This is a genomic window from Devosia sp., assembly GCF_014860165.1.
Lineage (GTDB): Bacteria > Pseudomonadota > Alphaproteobacteria > Rhizobiales > Devosiaceae > Devosia.
Genome location: NZ_JACZKG010000086.1, coordinates 30794 through 53868 on the forward strand (window position 1 = coordinate 30794; position 23075 = coordinate 53868).

Consider the following 23075-nt stretch of genomic DNA (forward strand, 5'->3'; position numbering starts at 1 on the left):
TCCTATCCTCGCTCGTAGATGGCCCACGCATCGGCGCCGCTGGCGCCGTCGTGGATCAGTGCCATCAGGCCACGCACCACTGCACCGGGATTGGCGTGCTGGTAGATATTGCGCCCATAGACCATGCCCATGGCGCCCTGGCGCATCAGCGCCGCCGACTTGTCGAACACGGCGCGAAGATCTTCCTTACCGCCGCCGCGCACCAGCACCGGGCAGCGCGCTGCCTCGACGACGCGGTGGAAATCCTCGGGATTGGTAGTCGGATCGGCCTTGACGATGTCGGCGCCCATTTCGCGCGCCAGCCTGGTGAGGGTCACGATCTTCTCGGCATCGCCATCCACCATGTAGCCGCCTCGGTCGGAATTGGGCAGCATCACCAGCGGCTCGATCATCAGCGGCATGCCATAGCGGTCGCAGTCGGCGCGCACGCGGGCAATGTTGCTGATGCACTGCCGGAACAGGTCCGGCTCGTCGGGCAGCATGAACAGGTTCACCACCACGCAGGCGGCATCCATTTGCAGGGCGCCGATCAGCGGATCGGCTTCGTTCTGCAGCAGGGCCCACATGGCGCGATGGCGCTGGCGGTTATAGGGATTGCCCATGTCGATGCGCATGACCAGCGCCGGCTTGTCCTTGCCTTCGACCGATTGCAGCAGGTCGGCCTGGCCGTAATTCATCTGGATGGCGTCGGGCCGGGCTTCCACCAGCGTGCTGACCACACCTGCCATGTCCTCGAGCCCGTCAAGAAAGCTCGGCTCGTTGCACACGCCATGGTCGATGGCGACGTCGAGACACTTGCCGTGGCCGAACAGGCGGTTGAAGCGGAATTTATGGCTCATGCAGGTGTCCTCTGGTCACGGCGGGATAGGGTTTTGGCGCTGAGCCCATGGCGGGTTGCCAGCAGGTCAAGGAAACTCTGGCGTTCGCTGGCTGCCCGCGCCGCTGTCCAGTCCCGGGCAGCCGACAGCAGCTCCAGGCTGCGGTCGATTACCGAGAGCGACAGGTCGCCGGTAATGGCTATGGTGGTGCGCCGGATCAGAAGGTCCGCCAGCGTTTCCACCTGTTCATGGGTAACGAGGTGGCTGAGTTCCGCCGCCGAGTGACCGGCAATGTCGGCATCGGCGCCGAATTGAGGCGCCAGTTCGGCTGCGCGGGTCCCGTAGCGATCGAGTAGCGCGGCAATGCGCGGAACGGGCAAGCCGGTTCTGGCGGCAAGGTCGTCAATCCAGCTTTGCGTATCGTAGGGAAAGTCGCGCCCGCCACCAATGGCCAGCGAGGCGGTGTCGACGTGGCGAAAGACGCCCAGTTGATCCATGGCCGTATCGGCCGCCAGCGCCCCAAAGGAGCGGAAGGTCGTCCACTTGCCACCGATCATGCAGAGCACGGGCGGCTCGCCTTCGATCATCTCGCAGAAATGGTCGCGCGGAATCCGCCCGGTGACCGCCGCCGCGCTGGCCGGCAGCGGCCGCACACCGGCAAAGCGGAAGACGATGTCCTCCGGCGCGATGACGATGCTGGGGAAGACCTGTGAAAGCGAGGCGAGGATATAGTCCTGCTCGGCCGGGCTGGCGATGGCTGTGTCCGGATCGTCGATACGCATATCGGTGGAGCCGACCAGCACCTTGCCGAGATAGGGGAAGGCGATGCAGATGCGGCCGTCCTCGTTCTCGTAATAGATCATCTGCCCATCCAGCGCCTGGTAGAGCGCGGCATTATCGACGATCAGGTGCGAGCCCATGGTGCCGCCCATCAAGGTCGGAGCCTTGGCGCCGATGGCGGAATTGGTAAGGTCGATCCAGCCGCCGGTGGCATTGATGACGAGGCGGGGGCGAAGGGTGATCGCGGCGCCGTCGATGCAATCGCGCAGCGTCAGCGCCGAACCGTCCTGGCTGACTTGAACGTGGTTGAGCGCAACGCCGCCGGCGGCGACACCCTCGGCCAGCATTTCGAGCGCCAGCCGTTCCGGTCGGCTCACCCAGGCGTCGTAATAGGTCGCCGAGGCGCGAGCGCCGGGGTTGAGGGCGGGAAACAGCTTGCGCGTTCTGGCACGGCCGTGAAAGGCGTGGGCGGGCAGGGCCCGGCGGCCGGCGGTGAAGAGATCGTAGAGCGACAGGCCCAGCTTGATCAGCACGGCGCCACGTCGTCCCTGCCGCCGGGAGAGGCCCAGGAAGCGGAGGGCGCCGCTGGTCAGCCCGGAAAACACGCCGAAAATCGGCACTGTGGTGGGCAAGGGCCGCACATAATGGGGGGCGTTAGCCAGCAAAAGGTCCCGCTCGAGCAGGCTTTCGCGCACCAGCTTGAACTCGCCGTTTTCGAGATAGCGCAGCCCGCCATGCACCATGCGCGACAGCGCGCCGCTGGCGCCCGAGCAGTAGTCGGCCTTCTCGGCCAGCACGACGTCGACGCCGTTGAGCGCCAGTTCGCGGAACACCGAGATGCCGTTGATCCCGCCGCCCAGGACCAGCACGGCCGGCTCGGGCCGGGCCTTGAGCCGTTCTATGATGGTCTGGCGGTTCATGGAATGGCGGCAAGGTGGGTGGCGCGGGCAGCTTCGATCTGGGCGAGGTCGGCCGGGGCGAGGCGGAGGCGGGCGGCCCCAGCATTATCAAGCGCTTGCGCCGGATCGCGGGCGCCGCAGAGGGCGAAGGTGATGCCCGGCTGGGCCAGCGTCCAGGCGATGACGAGCTGGGCGACGCTGGCATTGTGCTGGTCGGCAAGCGGCAAGATTGCTTGGGCAAAGCTTGCAGCATGCTGGCGGTTTTCTGCTGAAAAGCGTGGATCGGTGCCGCGCTGATCGTCGCCCTCGAATTTGCGCGTGGTCGAAACCTTGCCGGTGAGCAGGCCGAGCGCCAGCGACGAGTAGCTCAGGGTCGAAACGCCAGCCGGTTTGGTCATCGGCAGCAGCGTTTGCTCGATGTCCCGGTCGAGCATGGAATAGCGCTCCTGGATGGCGTCGAGGTGGCCGATCTCGAGGTAGGCGGCGAGGTCGTCGGAGGTGACATTGCTGGCGCCGATGGCGCGGATCTTGCCCTGTTGCTTGAGGCGGAGCAGCGCCTCCATGGTTTCGGCGATGGGGGTGGTCGGGTCCTGCCAATGGGTGATGTAGAGGTCGATATGATCGGTGCCGAGGCGTTTGAGGCTCTGCTCGACCTCGTGGGCAATGCCGTCGGCGCCGAGATAGCGATGGACGGGGGTGCCATCCTCCTCGAAGAATTTGTTGCCCTTGCCGCTGTGCCAATTGAGGCCGCATTTGGTGGCGATGACGACCTTGTCACGCTTGCCTGAAATCGCCTGCCCCACCAGTTCCTCGCTGCGGCCAAGGCCATAGGCGGGGGCGGTGTCGATGAGGGAGATACCGGCATCGATCGAGGCCTCGATGGCCCGGATGGAGGCGGCTTCGTCGGTGCCGCCCCACATCCAGCCGCCAATGGCCCAGGTACCCAGCCCGACGGCGGATGCCGTGATGCCGGAGCGGCCGATTTCGCGCGTCAGCACTTCAGGCGACATGCTGTTTGCTTTCCATGGCACTGAGCACCGCTGCGGCGGTCACTTCGTCGACGACAAGGGATTTGAGGAAGCGGCCATTGAGGGCCGCCTGGATCGGCAGCACCTTCTCGGTGCCGGCCGCGACCCCGATGACCTGTGGGCAGCGCAGCAGTTCGGCCGGATCGAGCGCCACCAGCCGCGAATTGAGTTCGAAATCGGCCACGCTGCCATCGGCGTGAATGAGATGGGCCATCATTTCCCCGCTGACGCCCTCCTTAAAAAGCGCATCGCGGTCGGCGGCGGAAATGGGATGGAGGTCATAGTAGCTCGAGCCGGGCGTGCGGATGGAGCCGATGCCGACCAGTGCAACAGAGGCCTGGCGGCCCAGGTCGAACACTTCGCGGATCGAGGCCATGTCCATCAGCATGTCGCGCTGCTCGCGGCTCTCGGCGAAGAGCGGGGCATGGACCAGCATGGTCTTGCCACCAAGCCGGTCGGCCAGTTGCGTGGCGAGGTGGTTGACGTCGGTATAGAACTTGCCCTGCACGCCGCCGGTCAGCGGCACGACAGTGACGTCGAAGGCGCGCTCCGGCTGCAGGTTGTCGACGATGGCGCTGACCGCCTTGCCGCCGGTGATGGCGATGATGTCGCCGTCCCGCAGGGTTTCGAGCAACTGGTTGGCTGCGGCGCGCCCGACCTGCTGCAGGGTGGATTCGGCACTGCCGGGCACCGTAGGGGTGACCACGGCGCTGAGCAGGCGGGCGATCTCGGTCAGCCGCCGCTCCAGTTCGACCAGGCGCTGGAACGGGCTTTCGATATCGATGCGTACCATGCCCAGCTTGCGCCCCTGGGTGATCAGCCGGTTGACCTTGGAGGTCGAGAGGTTGAGCTGGCTGGCAATGGCCTGCTGGGTCAGCCCATCCATGAAATGCAGCACCAGCACGGTGTAGATCTGGCGGATGGCTTCGAAGTCTTCTTTTTTGTCGGTCATGATAATACCCACAGCTGTGCCGGTTGCCCTGATCTAGCCGCGTCTCTTGTTGAGGTAGTGGTCGATGGTGACGGCACTGAGCAGGATCGAGCCGCGGATAATGTCCTGCCAGTAGACCGACACATCGAGCAGGGCGAGCGAGCTGGACACAACCGACAGCAGGATGGTGCCCAAAATGGCGCCGAAGATGGTGCCGGTTCCGCCTGACAGGCTGGCCCCGCCGATCACCGCCGCGGCAATGACATTGAGCTCCATGCCGATGCCGAAGGTCGGCTGGGCCGAGCCGAAGCGGGCCATGTAGATGATCCCGGCAATGCCGCACAGCGCCGAACAGAGCGTGGTGGTGGCAAAGATGACCTGCTTGGTCTGGATGCCGGAATAGGCTGCGGCCTTGGGGTTGGAGCCGGTATAGAACACCTTGCGGAACATGGTGGTGCGCCGCAGCATGAAGTCGAAGGCCACCACCACGACCACGAACACCACCAGCACGACCGGGATAGGGCCGATCGAACCCTGCCCGATGAACTTGAAGCTCTCGGGCAGTTCGTAAAGGCCCAGCGGCCGGCCGCCGGTTCCCAAAAGGCACAGCCCGCGGGCGATCACCATCACGGCCAGTGAGACGATGAAATGGTGCAGGCCCACCCTGGTGACGAAAAAGCCCATGATGGCGCCCGTGGCCGTGCAGGCAGCAATGGCAATGGCCGAGGCCAGCCAGGGGTCCATGCCATTGAGAAACAGCAGGCCCGCGATCACCATCGCCAAAGCCGTGACCGAGCCGACGGACAGGTCGATACCACCCGAGATCAGCAGGATAGTCATGCCGACCACCACGATGCCTTCGACGGCAAAGGCCATGGCCATGGCCCGCATATTGGTCCAGGTCAGGAAATAGGGCGAGGCGAAGGACATGGCGATAAACAGCGCCAGGATGATCAGGATCAGCCCGGTCTCGCGCATGCGCAGGGCCTTGCCGGCGACGCCAAGGGGGCCAGTTGCCCCCCGATGCTCGCTCGGGGACGACAGCGCTGCCGCTGCCACGGGTCGTTCCATCATCATGCCACCTGCTGCTGATCGTTGCCGACGGAGGCCAGATAGATGATCCGGTCCTCGGTCATGTCTTCGCCGGATACTTCGCCGGCAATCCGTCCCTCGCGTATTACCAGGACCCTGTCGCAGACCCCGATGAGCTCCGGGAGCTCTGAGGAAATGACGACAACGCCGACGCCCCTGCTGGCCAGGTCGCGAATAATGCGGTGAATTTCGGCCTTGGCGCCCACATCGACGCCGCGCGTCGGCTCATCGAGGAAGATCACCTTGGGATCGACCGAGAGCATCTTGGCGATGGCCACCTTCTGCTGGTTGCCGCCCGAGAGCGCGGATACCGGCTGGCCCACATGGCCATATTTGAGGTTGAGCCGCGCCCCCAGCCGCTGTGCCTGCGCGGCCTCGCGCCCATCATCAATGATGCCGGCGGCGCTGGCGACCTGTCGCAGCCGCAGGGCCGACACATTGGAGGCAATGGACATGTCGAGGAACAGGCCATCGCCCTTGCGATCCTCTGAGAGATAGACCAGCCCCTCGGCAATGCTGTCGCCATGATGGCGCAGCGCCAGGAGGCGTCCGGCCAGCCTTACCTCACCGGTCACCTCGCCCTCGAGGCGGCAAATACCCTTGACGATCTCACTGCGGCCGGCGCCAATGAGGCCGGCCAGTCCCAGGATTTCGCCCTTGCTCAGCGCAAAGGAAATGTCGCGGAAGCGGCTGGCTTCGGTGAGGGCGCGCACATCGAGGATGATCTCGTCGGATCGGTCCTCCGGGCGCTGCTTGACCGGATAGAGTTCATCGATCACGCGGCCGACCATGGCGCTGACCACCGCGCCGGGCGAGGTCTCGGCCACGTTCATGGTGGTGATGTACTGCCCGTCGCGGAACACGGTGACCCGGTCGCAATTGGCGAAGATCTCGGCCATGCGATGGGTGATGTAGATGATTGAAATGCCCTGCGCGGCAAGCTTGTGCATGATCTCGAACAGGACCTTGGCCTCGCGCTCGGTGAGCGCGGCGGTGGGTTCGTCCAGGATCAGCACCCGGCAATCGAGCGTCAGCGCCTTGGCGATCTCGACCAGTTGCTGCTGGGAAATCGACAAGGTGCGAACCATGGCGGCCGGATCGATATCGCCCAGGCGGCGCAGGATGTCGGCGGCCCTGGCCTGCAGGGCGGCATAATTCATCAGCGGTGCGCGACTGGAATTGGTGGTGGCCATGAAGATGTTCTCAGCCACTGACACATCGGGGCAAAGGGCAATTTCCTGGTGTACGAAGCCGATGCCAAGCTTTTGCGCCATGGCGGGGGACTTGATGGTGACAACCTGCCCATCGAGCTCAATCGTGCCGCTATCGGGCGCCAGGATACCGTCGATGACATTCATCAGCGTCGACTTGCCCGCACCATTCTCACCGGCCAGCGCATGGATCTCGCCGCGGCGCAGTTCGAAATCGACACCGCGCAGGGCGCGGATGGGGCCAAAGGATTTGACCAGTCCGGTGATCTTGAGGATCGGTTCTTGCGCCGCGTCCGCCGACATGTCCGCTGACCTTGTTCTGGTGGAGTAGGGGACCGCGCCGCCCAGCGGCGACGCGGTCGTCGTGTCGAACTTAGCTGGGGTCGCGACCAACCATGTAGGCGTTGAGGTCGAAGGAGTCGGCATTCTCCTTGGTGATGACCGCAAAGCCATTGTCGACGAAGGGCACCTGCATCGGATTGTAGCCCGACACCTTGTAGTCGTTGAACGGGTCGAACAGCTCAGGATGGGCACCCATGAAGGTGACCATGAAGCCCATGAAGCCCTGGACGCCCTGATTGGGGTTGAGCGCCATGTGGATATTGCCCGCCTTGATGTGTTCGAGCGTCGTCGGCGTCACGTCGGCATGCATGATCAGCACATCGGCATTGGCTTCGAGCACCGCCGTGACGGCGCCTTCGGCCGAACCGGCCTCGGGAATCCACAGCGCCTTCAGGCCGGGATTGGCCTGCAGGATTGAAGCAGTCGCGCGATAGGCCGCGTTGCTGTCCTGATTGGTGGCCTGGCGGCCGACCAGCTTCATGTTGGGATAGTTGGCTTCCATATAGTCGATCAGTGCGGTGACGCGCAGGTCGTGGTTGGACTGGCCTGGATTTTCGAGAACGGCATATTCGGCCGCGTCGCCGACCTGGGCGACGATTTCCTCGGCGGCGAACTTGGCTTCGGCCAGGTTGTCCGAAGTAATGTAGGCCGTGCGCTTGGAATTGGGCGAATCCGCCGCAAAGGTGGTGACCGAGACGCCGCTATCGATGGCGCGGTTGATCGGCTCGATGAAGGGGTCCGACTGCATGGGATGCAGCAGGACACCGGCCGGGCTCTTCACCAAATCCTGCTCGAACGAGGCGATCTGCTTGGTGATGTCATAGTCGGGCGTGCCTGAGAAAACGGTCTCGCAGCCCATGGCCTCGGCCGCCTGCTTGAAGCCCTGATAGACGGGCACCCAATAGGGGTGCGCCGACACCATGACATTCATGATGTAGGTCTCTCCCGGCGCACATTTGAAACCCTCCTGCGCGGCTGCGCCGCTGCCGGCCAAAGCCAGGGCCATCAACGCCGTGGCTGCAGCGCCGGTCAATCCGATCGTCTTCATAGGTGTCCTCCTCTTTCCCTCTGCGCCAGGCCGACCCTGCGGTTCATGTCCCAGACGCAAGAAATTTCACATTGCGAATTTTCTCGCAACGCCTGGATACAAGCAGGCGCCGAGGGCCGAGTCAACGGTCCTGCAAGATTTTTGTAGTGCTGAAATTTATCCCACGCAATGCTCGTGGGCCGATCGTTGTCCGCGCCGTCAGAAATCTCATCTTTTTAGCGCGAATACTCATTTACGGCGCGCCGTGCGAGAACCACACAGATGGGAGAGGATGGGCGCGGTTTGCCGGAGGGGCAGGCGTCCGGGGAGATGACAATGAAGATCGGTGTGAACACCTTCGTGTGGACTTCGCCTTTTACCACCAAGGACTTCGGCCTCGCCGCCAAGATCCGGTCCATGGGCTTCGACATCATCGAGATCGCAGTGGAAGACGCGTCGCTGATCGATGTGCCGCTGCTGAAAAGGACCGCCGAAGATGAAGGCCTCTCCATTACCATCTGCGGCGCCTTCGGCACGACGCGCGATATTTCGAGCGATGACCCGGCCATCAGGCGCAATGGGGTGGACTATATCGCCGAATGCATCCGACTGACCGAGGCGGTGGGGAGTTCTCTATTCGCGGGGCCCGTTTACTCGGCCGTCGGCAAGACGCGGATGGTTTCCCCGGAGCAAAAGGCTCGCGAACGGGCCTGGTGCGTGGAAAACCTGCGCCAACTGGGCAAGGTCGCCAGCGATGCCGGGGTGACGGTCTGCATCGAGCCCCTCAACCGCTTCGAGACCGACATGATCAACCTGGTGGACCAGGCGATCGCCCTGATCGAGGAGGTCGGGCATCCGGCCTACAGGATGCTAGTCGACACCTTCCACGCCAATATCGAGGAAAAGAGCATCCCTGACGCAATCCGGCGGGCCGGCAGCCTGCTGGGTCATCTTCATGCCTGCGAGAATGATCGCGGCACCCCCGGAACCGGGCACGTCGACTGGATCGGCGTCCGCGATGCCCTGCGGGAGATTGGCTATGCCGGGCCCGTCGTCATCGAGTCCTTCACGCCGGGCATTGTGGAAATTGCCAAGGCCGCGGCGATCTGGCGGCCGCTGGCACCCTCCCAGGACGAACTGGCGCGCGAGGGCGGACGTTTCCTGCGCCAGCTACTGGGCTAGGACCGACCGCAAACATGGATGGGCAATGGCCGCGACTTGCGTATAGTGAGTGCGGTTGCGGGCATGCCCGTCCATGCGCAAACTCCGGTCGACATGGGAGGACGGATGATCGACGAGCTCAACGTAGCGGTCATCGTCGAGACGTCGAACAGCTACGCACGCGACATCCTCAGGGGCATCCACGATTATGCCAGGACGCGCCCCTGGACGCTGTACCTGACCGAACATGGCCGGCACGAAATTGACGAATCCTTTGCCGGCGACTGGAAATTCGACGGCATCATCGCGCGGATCGAAACCGATCGCATGGCGCGTATCGTCGCCGTCATGGACGTGCCGACCGTCGATGTGAGCGCAGCGCGCCTGGTGCAGGGCATTCCGTGGGTCGAGACCGACGATGAAGCCATCACCCAGCTGGCGCTGGAGCATCTGCGCGATTGCGGGCTGCAGAATTTCGCCTACTTCGGCGATCCCTTCTACAACTGGTCGATCTGGCGGCAGCATGCCTTCGAGCGCATCCTGGGTCCTTCGGATCGAGTGAGATCGGCCATCTTCAACCTGCCCGCTCGCCAGGAGCCCCGGGTGCGGTGGTGGACGCAGCGCGAGGCGATCCGGAGCTGGCTGGATGGCCTGCCCAAGCCGGTGGGCATCTTCGCCTGCTACGATGGCTGCGGCCAGCAACTGCTCGAAATCTGCCGCTACTATGAGATCGCCGTGCCCAGCGACGTGGCTATCGTCGGCGTCGATAATGACGAATTGCTGTGCGAGATCACCACGCCCAGCATGTCCAGCGTGATCCCAAACGCGTTTCGCACGGGCGTCCACGCCGCCGAGATCCTCGACCGCATGCTGCGGGGGGAGAAGCTGTCGGGCCGCAAGCATTCGATCAAGCCGCTCGGCGTGCGCAAGCGGGTCTCGACCGACGTGCTGGCCGTGGACGACCGGCATGTGGCCGAAGCAGTGGCCTTCATCCGCAGCAACGCGCGCAGCAATATCGGCGTCAAGGATGTGCTGGGCTCCATACCCCTGTCGCGCCGGGTGCTCGAGGCCCGGTTCCGCAAGGCCCTCAACCGCACGCCGCACCAGGAAATCCTGCGCGTCAGGACCAATGCCGTGCGCGAATTACTGCTCGAGACCGACATGTCGCTGTCCGAGATCAGCGAGGCGATCGGCATCGAGCATCCGGAATATCTCAGCGTGTTCTTCAAGAAGGAAACGGGGCTCACCCCGCGCGAATACCGGGACCAGGTGCGGGCACGATCCTTCCCCAGGGCCTGAGGCGACCGCGAAATATCTCAGAAATCTCGCGCGAATGCTCATGGCCACGCCTGATGGGACGGCAATACTTGTCGCATCTGACGGAGGGGACCATGGACAAGGTGCGCGTAGGGCTGATCGGGCTGGGTTTCGGGGCGGAGTTCATTCCGATCTACCAGGCCCATCCCAAGGCGGAGGTCGCCGCCATCTGCCAGCGATCGCGGGCCAGGCTGGACGAGATCGGCGACAGGTTCGGCATCGCGGCGCGCTACACCGATTTTCGCGAGGTGCTTGCTGACCCCAATGTGGACTTCGTCCACATCAACAGCCCCATCCCCGACCACGCCCCACAGTCCATCGCTGCGCTCAAGGCCGGCAAGCACGTCATGTGCACGGTTCCGATGGCGACGACGCTGGAGGAGGCCCGGGAAATCGTCGGCCTGGTGCGCGAAACCGGCCTCAAATACATGATGGCGGAAACGGTGGTCTATAGCCGCGAATATCTGTTCATCAAGGAGATGTACGACAAGGGCGAGCTGGGTCGCATCCAGTATATGCAGGCGTCGCACCCCCAGGACATGGAGGGCTGGCCTGACTACTGGAAGGACATGGTGCCCATGCACTACGCCACCCATGTCGTCAGCCCGCTCATGGCCATGGTCGATGGCATGGCCGACTATGTCAGTTGCTTCGGCTCGGGCACGGTCAATGACGAGATCGCCCGCCGGTCGGGGTCAAGTTTCGCGGTGGAATCCTGCCACATCAAGATCAAGGATTCCGACCTGGCTGCCCATGTCTGGCGCTTCCTCTGGGATACGGCGCGGCAATATCGTGAGAGCATCGACGTCTATGGCTCGAAGAAATCGTTCGAGTGGGAGTTGATGACAGGGGAGCATCCGGTGCTGCATACGGCCAAGCGGCCGGAGCCGGAAATCGCGGAGCGGGTGGAGGTGCCCGATTATGCCCATCTCCTGCCCAGGGAAATCCAGAAGTTCACCCGGGCCATTGTCGACGAGGATCACCTGTCCTTCGTCCAGGGCGGCGGACATGGCGGCTCGCATCCGCACATGGTCAATGAGTTCGTCAACGCATTGCTGGAAGACCGCGATCCATTCCCCAATGTCGAGCAATCGGCCAACTGGACCTCGGTCGGCATCTGCGCGCACCAGTCGGCGCTGAAGGGTGGCGAAATCGTCAAGGTGCCCGATTTCGGCAAGCGCTGAGGACCATCGCGTCGACGGCCCAGGGCCGTTGATTACCGGGCGCCGACGATGAGTTCGGCCAGATAGCGCCCGGTCAGCGAATAGGGCACGCCCAGGTCGCGCACGCTGTCCATGTGGTTGCGGTTGACCACGATGCGCTGCGACACGTCCAGCCCCTGGCCGGAGAGCTTGCGCGCAAAGGTGTTGGCCTGTTCGTGGAACGGCGGGGTTTCCTTGGCGCCGACAACCACCATGACGCCGGTAGCAGCATCAAACTGCTTCCTCATCGGGGTGAAGGCCGCGACCTCGTCATTGGTGAGGCCGATTTCGTCCTTCAGGAACGACTTCTGCAAGGGCTTGAGGTCATAAAGGCCGCCCAGCAGCAGGGCCGAGCGGACACGGCTTGGACCACGATCATGCTGGAACAGCGTGGTCGCCAGATGCGCCCCGGCCGAGTGGCCGCTGATGGTGAGCTTGTCCGGGTCGCCGCCATACTGGGCAATGTTATCGAGCACCCATTGCTTGGCGCGGCGCACCTGATCGACCAGTGTCGCCAGGCGCACCGCGGGCATCAGGGCATAATCGACCACGACAGCGATGGCGCCGGCGGCAACAACGGTATCGGCGACCAGAGAGTAGTCGTTCTTGGAAAATGCGCGCCAATAGCCGCCATGGATGAACATGTGGACGGGGCAGGGCGCACCGTTCTCCTTGGGGAAGAACAGGTCGACCTTTTCGGAGGGCGCATCGCCATAGGCAATGTCGGACTTCATCGGCACGGTAGCGCGCGTGGCGGCGCTTCGGGCGAGAATGTCAGCGACGATGTCGTCAAAATTGGCGACATGCCCACGTATTCGAAATGCGTCGGCTTCCATGGCGACTGCCTTCCTAGAAACTGTGGCGATTGACGTCGCCTCCATGAACTCGGCTATGCTGCGGCGCTGGCCACCCTCACGCCCGAGTCCGCCCTGCTTTCCTCCGCCATTGGGCGCCGCGTGGTCCGATACCAGTCCGCGATTAAGGCCGATCATGCCTGCCTCCGTCGCTCCCGCGACTGGTACCCCCCAGGCCGGTCGCCCGACGCATACCTTCCATGCTTTCCTCCCCACTGTTACGGCAAGTATGTCTCGGCCCCCGGTTATGGCCATGAGCATTCGCGCGAGAGTTCTGAGATATTTCTCGGCCGAAGTGGCAGTGAGCCCACCGTCTTGAGGAAGGGGCGGCCTTCATCGGCACCGTGGCGCGTGTATTGGCGCTGCGGGCGACCATGTCATCGAAGTTGGCGCCATGCCCACGTATTCGAAAAGCGTCGGTTTCCATGGCTGCTGCCTTCCTAGAAACTGGTGGCGATGTATTTCGCCTCCATGAACTCGGCGATGCCATGATGCTGGCCACCTTCACGTCCAAGTCCACTTTGCTTCACCCCGCCAAATGGTGCCGCCGGGTCCGAGACCAGGCCGCGATTCAATCCGATCATGCCGGCTTCCACCGCGCCCGCCACGCGCAGGCCCTTGGACAGGTCCCGCGTGAAGATGTAGGCGGCCAGCCCATATTCGGTGTCGTTGGCACGCGCGATCACCTCGGCTTCATCGTCGAAGCGATAGATCGGTGCCACCGGCCCAAAGATCTCCTCGACGGCCATCTCGGCGTCGTCGGAGGCGTTGGTGAGCACGGTCGGCGGATAGAAGAAGCCCGGTCGGTTGGGACGGGCGCCGCCCGTCACGACCCTGGCGCCCTTGGCAATGGCGTCCTCGACCAGGCGCTCGATCTTGTCGACCGCCTTGCGGGTGATCATCGGGCCGCATTCCGTTTCGGTCTCGGCGCCGGGGCCGACCTGCAGCGCCTCCATGCGCTGCACCAGGCCGGTCACGAAGGCATCATGGATGCCAGACTGGACATAGAGCCGGTTCGCGGCCGTGCAGGCCTCGCCGGCATTGCGCATCTTGGCGATCATCGCGCCATCGAGGGCAGCGTCGAGATCGGCGTCGTCGAAGACAATGAAGGGCGCATTGCCACCCAATTCCATGGCGCAGGAGATGACATGCCTGGCGGCCTCCGCCAGCAGGGCGCGGCCGACACCGGTCGAGCCGGTGAAGGATAGCTTGCGCACCCGCGGATCGGCCAGGATGGCCGACGTCAGCGGGCCGGGCGCGGTGGTGGTCAGCACATTGACCACGCCCGGTGGCACGCCAGCCTCTTCATAGATGGCTGCCAGCGAATAGGCGGTCAGCGGCGTTTCGGAGGCGGGCTTGAGGATGACGGTGCAGCCGGCGGCAAGGGCCGGGGCAATCTTGCGTGTGGCCATGGCCGCAGGGAAATTCCAGGGCGTGATCATCAGGCAGATGCCGATGGGCTGGTAATCGACCACAATGCGATTGGCGCCCGCAGGCGCGATGCCGAATTCGCCGGTGATGCGCACCGCTTCCTCGGCATTCCAGCGGAAGAATTCGGCGGCATAAGCCACCTCGCCGCGGGCGTCCCGCAGGGCCTTGCCATTTTCCAGCGAGATCAGCGTTGCGAGTATCTCCGATCGTTCGGTCATCAATTCGAAGCAACGGCGCAGGATTTCCGAACGCTTGCGCGGCGCCATGTTGCGCCAGCCCGAAGCAGCCTTGGCGGCGGCCTCGACCGCGGCGCTGGCATCGGCCAGGGTTGCGTCGGGCACCGTTGCCAGCACGGCTTCGGTCGAGGGATCGACGACATTGATGGTCGCGCCACCGCTGGCGGGCAGCCATTGCCCACCGATATACAGTCCGCGCGATGCTGCCTCGAGGTCGGGAGTCTGCGTCATTCCATTGGTCCGGTCATGCTGCTGCGCCGGCCATGTCGCCATTATAGGCGGCGCGGAGCAGGGTCTTCATGCCCTCGATGTCGAAGGGCCGGGGGTTGTTCTTGATCAGGCGATCGATGCTGATGGCTTGCTCGGCCGTCCAGTCGAGCTTGTCTTCGGCGAGCCCGAGCTTGGCCAGCGTCGGCGCGATGCCGATGGCTGCGAACAGGCGGCGGACGGTGTCTATGGCGCCCTGAGCCCGCTTCTCGACATTGCCATCTGCAAGGCCGAGGGCGGTACCGATTTCAGCCATCTCGGCCAGGCTTGATGAACGGTTATAGGCCATGACATAGGGCAGGACGCAGGCGACGCCCAGGCCATGCGCCGTATGGGTGAGGGCGCCGACGGGGTACTGAATGGCATGTGCGGCGGCCGTCCCAGCCGTACCGAAGGCGCAGCCCGCAGCCATGGCGGCAAGCATGACGTCGGCGCGGGCATCGGCATTGCCGCCATCCTTGACTGCAGTTTCAAGGCTGCGGCCCAGCAGGCGCACGGCGAGCAGGGCATAGTGATCGGTGAGGGCGCTCTTGCCGATGAAGACATGCTGCTGGGGAAGCGTCGCCGAACCGGCCCGGCGCACGGCCGTGAAGGCCTCAATGGCGTGGGTGAGCGCGTCGGCGCCGGCAATAGCCGTCAGGCCCGGCGGACAGGTCAGGGTGAGATCGGGGTCGCAGATGGCGGCGGTGGCGATCAGATGCGGGCTCGAAATGCCGACCTTGAGGGTGCGCACCGGATCGGAGATCACGGCCACGGGCGTCACTTCCGAGCCGGTTCCGGCGGTTGTCGGGACGGCGATGATCGGCAGCACCGCTCCCGGCACCTTGAACTCGCCATAGTAGTCGGTGAGCACACCGCCATGTGTCAGCAGCAGCGCGGCACACTTTGCCATGTCGAGGCACGATCCGCCGCCGATTCCGATCACCATGTCAGGGGCAAATGGCCGCGCGGCCTCGACGCAGGTGATGACGGTATCGCTGGGAACATCGGGCAGAACCTGATCGTGAACCAGCGCCTCGATGCCCGACGCCCGCAGATCGGCCATCATCTCCGCGAAGCTGGGCGTGGCAGCAAAACGCTCGTCCGTACAGACCAGCGCCCGACGGCCCGATTTGGCCGCGACAGCGCCAAGTGCCCGGCGCTGACCGCTGCCAAACAGAATTTCGCGCGGCAGCCTGAGCGCGCCGAACAGCCCCATCGAACGTGTCCTCCACCCGTTTTTGCTCATACGCCAAATAGGATCGTATAAGATATAGTATTGTGGGCTCGCCACCATCCTGCTAGATCATCGGTCATGTCAAGAGGCGAGCGGCCGTTATGAAATCGACAGTGATCCACCGGGCGGGCGATGCAGCGGCAGGGCTCGCGCGCCCCACGAGTCTGGCCGGCAACGTCTATGACGCGATCTTCGCGCAGCTCATGTCGTTGCAGATTCCGCCGGGCGCGAGGATCACGGTGGACACGCTGGTTCGCGAACTCAACGTGTCGCACACCCCCATCCGCGAGGCTTTGGGGCGGCTGGAGGGGGAGGGCCTCGTGCTCCGGGCTCACCTTGTGGGCTATCGTGCCGCGCCGCAGGTCAGCCGGGCACGCTTCGACGAACTCTATGAGCTTCGCCTGATGCTGGAACCCGAAGCCGCAGCCAAGGCGACAGCGCGCATGGACGAGGCGGGCCTGACGGCGCTGCAGCAACTGGCCGGCGTGATGGCAGCCGACGACGGCGCCGACGAGCAGTTGCGCTATTCCGACTTCGCCCGGAGGGACGCCGAGTTCCACGACAAGATTCTCGAAATTGCCGGCAATGGGCTCGTGCGCGACGTGCTGCGCATGCAGCACACCCACTTCCACATTTTCCGCCTGATGTATCACCGGCTGGTGACGGCAGAGGCGCTGGATGAACACGAGGCCTTGCTCGACGCGTTCCGCAAGGGCGATCCCAAGCGCGCGCGCGAGGCCATGCTCGTACACATCCATAATTCACGAACCCGGCTTTTGCCGGCTTTTGCCTGAGGTGACGTAAATCGACCTGCTGGCGCCTGCGCCAGGGGTTGCCCGATTGATCTGAAAACAGGGAGGAACAGATAATGGCCGGCAAGAAGATACTGATGCTGACCGGTGAATTCACCGAGGAATACGAAATCTTCGTCTATCAGCAGGGCATGATGGCAGTGGGACACACGGTCCACGTCGTCTGCCCCGACAAGAAGGCCGGCGACCGCATCAAGACCTCGCTGCACGACTTCGAGGGCGACCAGACCTATACCGAAAAGATGGGTCACTATGCCGACATCAACAAGACCTTCTCGGAGGCCCTGGCCCAGCTCGACCAGTATGACGCGGTCTATTGCGCCGGCGGCCGCGGCCCGGAATATATCCGCACCGACAAGCGCATCCAGCAGATGGTCAAGCACTTCCACGATGCCGGCAAGCCCATCTTCACTATCTGCCACGGCGTGCAGATCCTGATCGCCGTCGATGGCGTGGTGCGCGGCAAGCGCGTCGGCGCCCTGGCCGCATGCGAGCCGGAAGTGACCCTGGCCGGTGGCACCTATGTGGACCTGTCACCCACCGACTCGCTGATCGATGGCAATATGGTGTCCGCCAAGGGCTGGACAGCGTTGGCGGCCTTCATGCGCGACTGCCTCAAGGTGCTCGGCACGGAAATCAAGCACGCCTGATCACGCGAGCAAAAATGCAAGGCGCCTCGATGGTGACATCGGGGCGCTCTTTTTTGTTTGGGAAATGAACTGGAACCGGCGTCGGGAAGACGACACCCTGGGCGCGTGCCGGCTATCGGCCCTAGCCTGCGTGGCGCAGGTTGATGCCGCTCTTGCCGTCGAACAGCACGACTTTCTCGGGGTTCCAGGAGAACCGCACATCTTCGTCGATCTTGAGGCTGGTCTGGCTCGGCACGGTCGCCTGGAGCAGGTTGTCGCCCGCCCGCAGGGTGATGATCTTGGCGACGCCATGGTTCTCGATGTCATGCACGCGCGCCGCGCCCGGCGCGCCGCCTTCGAGGACAAGGTCTTCGGGGCGGATGCCGAAGGTCAGCGCGCGTCCGGCAAACGGTTCACGCCCCTGCAGGGGCAGGCGCTGGCCGGCGGCGGTGACGGCCGTGCCCTGTTCGAGCTGACCGTCCATCAGGTTCATGGGCGGGGAACCCACCGCACGCGCGACGAAGGTGTTGATCGGGTTATTGTAGATTTCATGCGGCGTACCGGTCTGTACCAGTTGCCCGTTATTGAGCACCCCGATCTTGTCGCCCATCGCCATGGCCTCGACTTGATCGTGCGTCACGAACAGGAAGGTCGCGCCCAGATTGACCTGCAGGTTCTTGAGCTCTGTCCGCAGGGCCTCGCGCAACTTGGCGTCGAGCGCCGAGAGCGGCTCGTCCATCAGGAACACCCGGGGCCGCCGCACGATGGCCCGGCCGATCGACACGCGCTGCATCTCGCCACCCGAGAGCCGGTCGACCTTGCGATCCAGCAGGTGCTCGATGCGCAGCGTCTTGGCCACGCGATCGACCTGCGCCTTGATCTCGTCCGGGCTGGATTTGCGGATGGGTGACTTGAGCGGGAATTCAAGATTCTCTCGCACCGTGTAGCGCGGGTAGAGCGAATATTGCTGCAGCACCAGCGCCACGTCGCGCTCGGCCGCGCCCCAATCACCCACATCCTGGCCATCGATGAAGATCTGCCCGGTGCTGGGCTTTTCGAGGCCCGCCACCAGCCGCAGCGTCGTGGTCTTGCCCGCGCCGGTCTGACCGAGCAGCACGAAGAACTCCCCGTCGGCGATTTCGAGGTCGAGATCCCTGAGCGCCACGTGGTTGCCGAAGGATTTGGAGATCCCCTTGAGTTGGATATGCGCCATCAGAGCCTGATCTCCAAAGAACTGCCGGATGTGGTGTCGAAGAAATGCGCCTGCGCCGGGTCGATCCGGGCCCACACCTTGAGGCCGGGGCCGGCCACGAAACCGCTCTTGGTGCGGGCGCGCAGCACGATGTCACCGACCTTGAGGTCGACGATGTCGTGGGAGCCAAGGGGCTCGATGATGCCTGAGGTCACCTCGACATAGCCGTCCTTGGGCTCGTGCGAGAGCAGGACGCCTTCTGGCCGGACACCGAGCATGACCTTACCCTTCTGGGCGCCGGCCTCCTTGAGCTTGCCGGACAGGGCGGCCGGAAAGGCGAAGCTGACGCCACCCAGGCTGACGCTGACGCCGGAACTGCCTTCACTGATGTCTGCGGCGGCCATGTTCATGATCGGGCTGCCGACGAACTGGGCGACGAAGATGTTGGCGGGATAGCGGTAGACGTCGTCGGGCGTGCCGACCTGCTGCAACAGGCCCTCATGCATGACCACGATGCGGTCGGCCAGCGACATGGCCTCGACCTGGTCATGCGTCACGTAAATCGAGGTGGAGCCGTTCTCGATATGCAGGCGCTTGAGCTCGACCCGCATGCTTTCGCGCAGCTTGGCATCGAGCGAACCAATGGGCTCATCGAGCAGGATGGCCTTTGGCCGGCGTACCAGCGAGCGGCCGATGGCCACGCGCTGCATGTCGCCACCTGACAGCGCCGAAGGGCGGCGGTTGAGGAGGCCCGTGATGCCCAGCGAGGTCGCTACGGACTGGACCGTCTTGTCGATCTCTTCCCGGTTCTGGCGCACCGCTCGGAGCGGAAACGCCATATTCTCGTAAACCGTCAGATGCGGATAGAGCGCGTAGTTCTGGAAGACAAAGGCCACGTCGCGCTCGGAGGCGTGCAGGTTCTGCACCGGCTTGCCATCGATCAGGATGTCGCCCGAGTCGATATCCTCAAGGCCGGCGATGGCGCGCAGGGTCGTGGTCTTGCCGCAGCCCGAGGGCCCGAGCAGAACGACGAACTCCTGGTCCTTCACCGTCAGGTTGATCTCGCGGATCACGTGGACCGGGCCGAAATGCTTGTCGATATTGCGCAGCTGAATCTCAGTCATGCCCACCACCCGCTGCCACTGTCTTGGAGATGGACACCGGACCGGTGTCATCTTCGTCCACGAGCTGTTCCGGCGGTGGAATATGCACGGAGATGTTGAAGCCGATCAGGCCGATCAGCATCACCAGCACGCTCCAGGCATGCAGGAAGCTGATCCAGGGCTGGCATAGGAACAGGATGCCAGCGACCATCAGCGTGATGGAACCGGGGCCGAAATATTTCTGGTTGAATTCTCGACTGATCATTTGCGAATGGCACCAAAGCTCATGCCGCGCAGCAGATGGTTGCGGAGCAGGAAGGTGAAGATGGCGACCGGCAGCAGGAACAGCACGGTCCCGGCGGCGATGACGGTCCAGTCCTGCAGGCCCGTGCCGACCTGGCTGGGAATGAACGGCGGCGCCGTCTGTGCCCGGCGGTTGGTGAGGATCAGCGCGAACGCATACTCGTTCCAGGCGGTGATGAAGCAGAAGACCGCGGTGGCAGCGATGCCGGTGGCGGCTTCGGGCAGGACGATCTTGAAGAAGGCCTGCATGCGGGTATAGCCGTCCACCAGCGCCGCCTCCTCGTATTCCTTCGGGATTTCGTCGATGAAACCCTTCATCAGCCAGACGGCGAACGAGACGTTGAAGGCCGTGTAGAGGATGATCAGGCCGACATGGGTGTCGTTCAGGCCGACGGCCCGATACATCAGGAACATCGGAATGGCGACCACGATAGGCGGCAGCATGCGGGTGGAGAGGATGAAGAAGAGGAGGTCCGCCTCCCCCTTTACCCTGAAGCGCGAGAAGCCGTAGGCGGTGATTGTTCCCAGTGACACTGCGAGAATGGTCGAGGTGATGGCGATGATCAGCGAGTTGACGAAACGATCCGGATAGGCCGAGAACACCACATCGCCATTGCCGTCGCGGGCCAGGCGTTCGCCGCCGTCAAGCACCAGTTTTTCCCACCAGGGCGCAGCCTCGTAGACCTCCGGGCTCACAGGCCCGGTCAGTTGGGCCCGCTTGGTGAACAGTTTCACGAACGGCGTGATCTGTGGCTCGAACAAGACGCTCGGTGGCACCGATGTGGCCTGCACGAGCGGCTTGAAGGCCGTCGTCGTGATCCAATAGATCGGCGACAGGAAGATGAGCGTGATGACGAGCACAATCGCAATGGCAATGCGGTTGCCGAGCCGTCCGGAGCGCGTTGAAACGACAGCCATTCTAGCGCTCCTTGGCCTTGTTGAGATATTTTACGTAGATGTTGGTGATGCAGAGCACCATGATCAGCACGATATAGGCGAGAGCCGAGGCGGGTCCCGTCTGCCATTGCGCGAACGCCATCTTGTAAAGGCGCGACGAAATCAGTTCGGCTTGCGGCTGGCCGGTCATGACGAAGGCGATATCAAAGGTCTTGAAAGCCTCCATGGTGCGGAAGATCACCGCGATGAGCAGGATCGGCGCGACCAGCGGCAGGGTGATGCGGAAGAAGGTGTAGAGCTTGCTGGCGCGATCGATTGAGGCGGCTTCGTAGAGGTGCTTGGGCACGGCGCTCAGGCCAGCCAGCGAGAGCAGCATCACAAAGGGCGACCACATCCAGATATCGGTGATGGCCACCGCATAGAGCGCGAGGTTCGCGTCGGTCAGCCATGCCGTTTTGCCGAGGCCTAGCGCATAGTTGAGGATGCCCCAGGACGGATCGTAGATGAGCTTCCAGAACAGACCCACAACGACCGGCGATAGCATCATGGGCAGCAGCAGCAGCGTCGTCAGGAAGCCCTTGCCAGGAATCGGCCGGTTGAGCAGCAGCGCCAGCCCGAAGCCAACCACGAACTGCCCGGTCACCGAGACGATGACGTACCACAGCGTGGTGGAGAAGCTCCGCCAGATCACCGGATCGGCGAGGATGTCGGTGTAGTTCTTCAGGCCGACGAAATTGACCGGTGCCTTGCTCGATGCACGGAAGTCCGTGAACGAAAAGCCCAGCGAATAAAGCAGCGGAAAAACGTTGAAAATGATGAGGAACGCCACCGTCGGAATGACGAAAAGGTTCCTGATGGTGATGTCGCTCCAGCCGCGCGTCGCGGCGCGCGAACTCGGACTGAGCGTCGTCATCATGTTCGTCAATGCATAATCCCCCGGTTAGAACATTGCCCGGGAAGGAGATGCCTCCCCTCCCCGGGTCGCTGTCAGTGGATTACTCGGCAGGGTAGCCGGCGGCCTTGAGGCTTTCGACCCAGGTAGCGGCGAGCTTGTCGAGCGCCTCCTGAGCGGTGCCATTGCCGTTCACGACATAGTCGTAGAAGCCCTGCTGGCCCTCATCGAGCAGCTCGGCGTATTCGGGCAGCGCCCAGAAGTCGCGGACCTTGAACATGGTCTCATAGAACGCCTTGTTGTAAGGCGTCGCGTTCTGGAATTCCTCGGACTCGAGGATAGCTGCGGCGGCAGTGTAACCACCCAGCTCAGCCCACTTCTTCTGAGTCTCGTCCTTGACCAGCCATTCGAGGAACTTCATGGCTTCCTCCTGGTTCTGGCTGTAGGACACCAGCGATATGCCCTGGCCGCCGAGAGCGGCAAAGTCATCACCGCGCGGGCCGGGCGGGTTGGCGAAGAAGCCCATGTTGGCGGCCTGCGGATTGGTCGCCTCGTTGAGCAGCGAGGGGAAGAACGCAAAGAAGTTCATGCCCATCGCCACCTGACCCTGCGCGATCGCCGTATTTACTTCGGCGAAGAACGCATTGCCCCAGCCCGGAGGGCCAAAGCCGTAGAGCTTCTTGTAGTCCTCAAGGCCTTCGGCCGACTCGGGTGAGTTCAGCAGGCCCGTGACCTTGTAGTTGGCGTAGTCGCCCAGCGAGCCGCCATACGAGAAGATGAAGGTCTCGGCGCCCATCGTGATGGCGTCGCCCGGGACCTGTGTGTAGACAGCAGCGCCGTAGCGGTTTTCTTCCGGACGGTGGAAGAACTCGGCGATGTCGACGAGCTGCTTGAGGTCCGTCGGCACGGCGAGGTCGTAGCCGTACTTGGCCTTGAAGTTGGCCATTTCGGTCGGATCTTCGAACCAGTCCTTGCGATAGGCCCAGCCGACGGCGTCGCCCTCGAGCGGCACCGACCAGTAGGTGCCCGAACCACCCGGATATTCCGAGTAGAACTGCATGGTGGCTGGCGCCATGGTGGTGGTCAGGTTGTGGGTCTTCACGAACTCGGTCAGGTCTACATAATGACCGCCGGTCGAGCCGGCACCCAGCCACTGGCTGTCGCCGACGACGAGGTCATATGCAGATCCCTGAGCGTTGAACTCGGTGAATGCCTTGGTCTGGAAATCAGGCCACGGAACCGTTTCGACCGTCACGGTAACGCCGGTTTCGGCCTGATAATCGTTCACCAGTTCCTGCAGGTAGTTTGCGGGGTCCCATTCGGCCCAGAGGATCGTCAGTTCCTGGGCCTGGGCGAGACTGCCCATGGCGGCGAAACTCACTCCGGTCAGTAGTCCAACCATAGTCTTGCGCATTGTATCATCTCCCTCACATGC

At 63.5% G+C, this 23075-nt stretch carries 21 protein-coding genes; 5 read left to right on the forward strand and 16 right to left on the reverse strand.

What is annotated here, in order from left to right:
• Positions 1-2: 2 nt before the first annotated feature.
• From IH615_RS21630 to IH615_RS21660, 7 genes are all read right to left on the reverse strand, one after another.
• On the reverse strand, positions 3-839 hold the full coding sequence (locus tag IH615_RS21630) for an aldolase (RefSeq protein WP_291365303.1): 837 nt from the start codon (positions 837-839) through the stop codon (positions 3-5).
• Positions 836-2518 (reverse strand): glycerol-3-phosphate dehydrogenase/oxidase, encoded by a 1683-nt coding sequence (locus IH615_RS21635; protein ID WP_291365305.1) that lies wholly within the window; start codon positions 2516-2518, stop codon positions 836-838. The genes IH615_RS21630 and IH615_RS21635 overlap by 4 nt, the downstream gene beginning before the upstream one ends.
• Positions 2515-3507 carry an aldo/keto reductase gene (locus IH615_RS21640; RefSeq protein WP_291365306.1) on the reverse strand — a complete coding sequence of 331 codons (993 nt, stop codon included), beginning with the start codon at positions 3505-3507 and terminating at the stop codon, positions 2515-2517. Before IH615_RS21640 ends, IH615_RS21635 begins: the two co-directional genes overlap by 4 nt.
• Positions 3497-4477: a sugar-binding transcriptional regulator gene (locus IH615_RS21645; protein ID WP_291365308.1), complete on the reverse strand. Its 981-nt coding sequence runs from the start codon at positions 4475-4477 to the stop codon at positions 3497-3499. The genes IH615_RS21640 and IH615_RS21645 overlap by 11 nt, the downstream gene beginning before the upstream one ends.
• Positions 4478-4510: 33 nt before the next feature.
• The gene (locus IH615_RS21650) at positions 4511-5434 is read right to left on the reverse strand and encodes an ABC transporter permease (protein ID WP_291365497.1); all 924 of its coding nucleotides are present in this window, start codon (positions 5432-5434) and stop codon (positions 4511-4513) included.
• A gap of 95 nt (positions 5435-5529) precedes the next feature.
• Positions 5530-7062: a sugar ABC transporter ATP-binding protein gene (locus IH615_RS21655; RefSeq protein ID WP_291365310.1), complete on the reverse strand. Its 1533-nt coding sequence runs from the start codon at positions 7060-7062 to the stop codon at positions 5530-5532.
• A gap of 70 nt (positions 7063-7132) precedes the next feature.
• Positions 7133-8149, reverse strand: coding sequence for a substrate-binding domain-containing protein (locus IH615_RS21660; protein WP_291365312.1), 1017 nt, complete (start codon positions 8147-8149; stop codon positions 7133-7135).
• Positions 8150-8464: 315 nt separating this feature from the next.
• On the opposite strand from IH615_RS21660, the gene IH615_RS21665 reads away from it, so the two are divergent.
• The 3 genes from IH615_RS21665 (at position 8465) to IH615_RS21675 (ending at position 11790) form a co-directional block, all read left to right on the forward strand.
• On the forward strand, positions 8465-9310 hold the full coding sequence (locus IH615_RS21665) for a sugar phosphate isomerase/epimerase (RefSeq protein ID WP_291365314.1): 846 nt from the start codon (positions 8465-8467) through the stop codon (positions 9308-9310).
• 105 nt (positions 9311-9415) lie between these two features.
• Positions 9416-10588 (forward strand): DNA-binding transcriptional regulator, encoded by a 1173-nt coding sequence (locus IH615_RS21670; protein ID WP_291365316.1) that lies wholly within the window; start codon positions 9416-9418, stop codon positions 10586-10588.
• Positions 10589-10680: 92 nt separating this feature from the next.
• Positions 10681-11790 (forward strand): Gfo/Idh/MocA family oxidoreductase, encoded by a 1110-nt coding sequence (locus tag IH615_RS21675; protein ID WP_291365318.1) that lies wholly within the window; start codon positions 10681-10683, stop codon positions 11788-11790.
• A 32-nt stretch (positions 11791-11822) separates the two neighbouring features.
• On the opposite strand, the gene IH615_RS21680 is transcribed toward IH615_RS21675, so the two are convergent.
• The 3 genes from IH615_RS21680 to IH615_RS21690 all read right to left on the reverse strand — a co-directional run bounded on the left by IH615_RS21680 (position 11823) and on the right by IH615_RS21690 (position 15794).
• A complete protein-coding gene (locus IH615_RS21680) occupies positions 11823-12800 on the reverse strand; it encodes an alpha/beta hydrolase (RefSeq protein WP_291365320.1) in 978 nt (325 codons plus the stop codon).
• A gap of 302 nt (positions 12801-13102) precedes the next feature.
• Complete coding sequence (locus IH615_RS21685; protein WP_291365322.1) at positions 13103-14560, reverse strand: NAD-dependent succinate-semialdehyde dehydrogenase; 1458 nt, start codon at positions 14558-14560, stop codon at positions 13103-13105.
• Between the two features lie 13 nt (positions 14561-14573).
• Complete coding sequence (locus IH615_RS21690) at positions 14574-15794, reverse strand: iron-containing alcohol dehydrogenase (RefSeq protein WP_291365324.1); 1221 nt, start codon at positions 15792-15794, stop codon at positions 14574-14576.
• A 119-nt stretch (positions 15795-15913) separates the two neighbouring features.
• Here IH615_RS21690 and IH615_RS21695 point away from each other — a divergent pair, with 119 nt between their 5' ends.
• Together IH615_RS21695 and IH615_RS21700 are read left to right on the forward strand one after the other, a co-directional pair.
• Positions 15914-16606, forward strand: a complete 693-nt coding sequence (locus tag IH615_RS21695) for a GntR family transcriptional regulator (protein WP_291365325.1) — start codon at positions 15914-15916, stop codon at positions 16604-16606.
• Positions 16607-16680: 74 nt separating this feature from the next.
• Entirely contained in the window at positions 16681-17274 is a 594-nt protein-coding gene (locus tag IH615_RS21700; RefSeq protein WP_291365327.1) for a DJ-1/PfpI family protein, read from the forward strand.
• A 121-nt stretch (positions 17275-17395) separates the two neighbouring features.
• Here IH615_RS21700 and IH615_RS21705 read toward each other — a convergent pair whose 3' ends face one another.
• From IH615_RS21705 to IH615_RS21730, 6 genes are all read right to left on the reverse strand, one after another.
• A complete protein-coding gene (locus IH615_RS21705; RefSeq protein WP_291365329.1) occupies positions 17396-18466 on the reverse strand; it encodes an ABC transporter ATP-binding protein in 1071 nt (356 codons plus the stop codon).
• Positions 18466-19569 (reverse strand): ABC transporter ATP-binding protein, encoded by a 1104-nt coding sequence (locus IH615_RS21710; protein WP_291365331.1) that lies wholly within the window; start codon positions 19567-19569, stop codon positions 18466-18468. The genes IH615_RS21705 and IH615_RS21710 overlap by 1 nt, the downstream gene beginning before the upstream one ends.
• On the reverse strand, positions 19562-19813 hold the full coding sequence (locus IH615_RS21715) for a hypothetical protein (RefSeq protein WP_291365333.1): 252 nt from the start codon (positions 19811-19813) through the stop codon (positions 19562-19564). The genes IH615_RS21710 and IH615_RS21715 overlap by 8 nt, the downstream gene beginning before the upstream one ends.
• On the reverse strand, positions 19810-20769 hold the full coding sequence (locus tag IH615_RS21720) for a carbohydrate ABC transporter permease (RefSeq protein ID WP_291365335.1): 960 nt from the start codon (positions 20767-20769) through the stop codon (positions 19810-19812). Before IH615_RS21720 ends, IH615_RS21715 begins: the two co-directional genes overlap by 4 nt.
• Before the next feature lies 1 nt (position 20770).
• The gene (locus IH615_RS21725; RefSeq protein WP_291365499.1) at positions 20771-21661 is read right to left on the reverse strand and encodes a sugar ABC transporter permease; all 891 of its coding nucleotides are present in this window, start codon (positions 21659-21661) and stop codon (positions 20771-20773) included.
• 82 nt (positions 21662-21743) lie between these two features.
• Entirely contained in the window at positions 21744-23054 is a 1311-nt protein-coding gene (locus IH615_RS21730; protein WP_291365337.1) for an extracellular solute-binding protein, read from the reverse strand.
• Positions 23055-23075 lie beyond the last annotated feature (21 nt).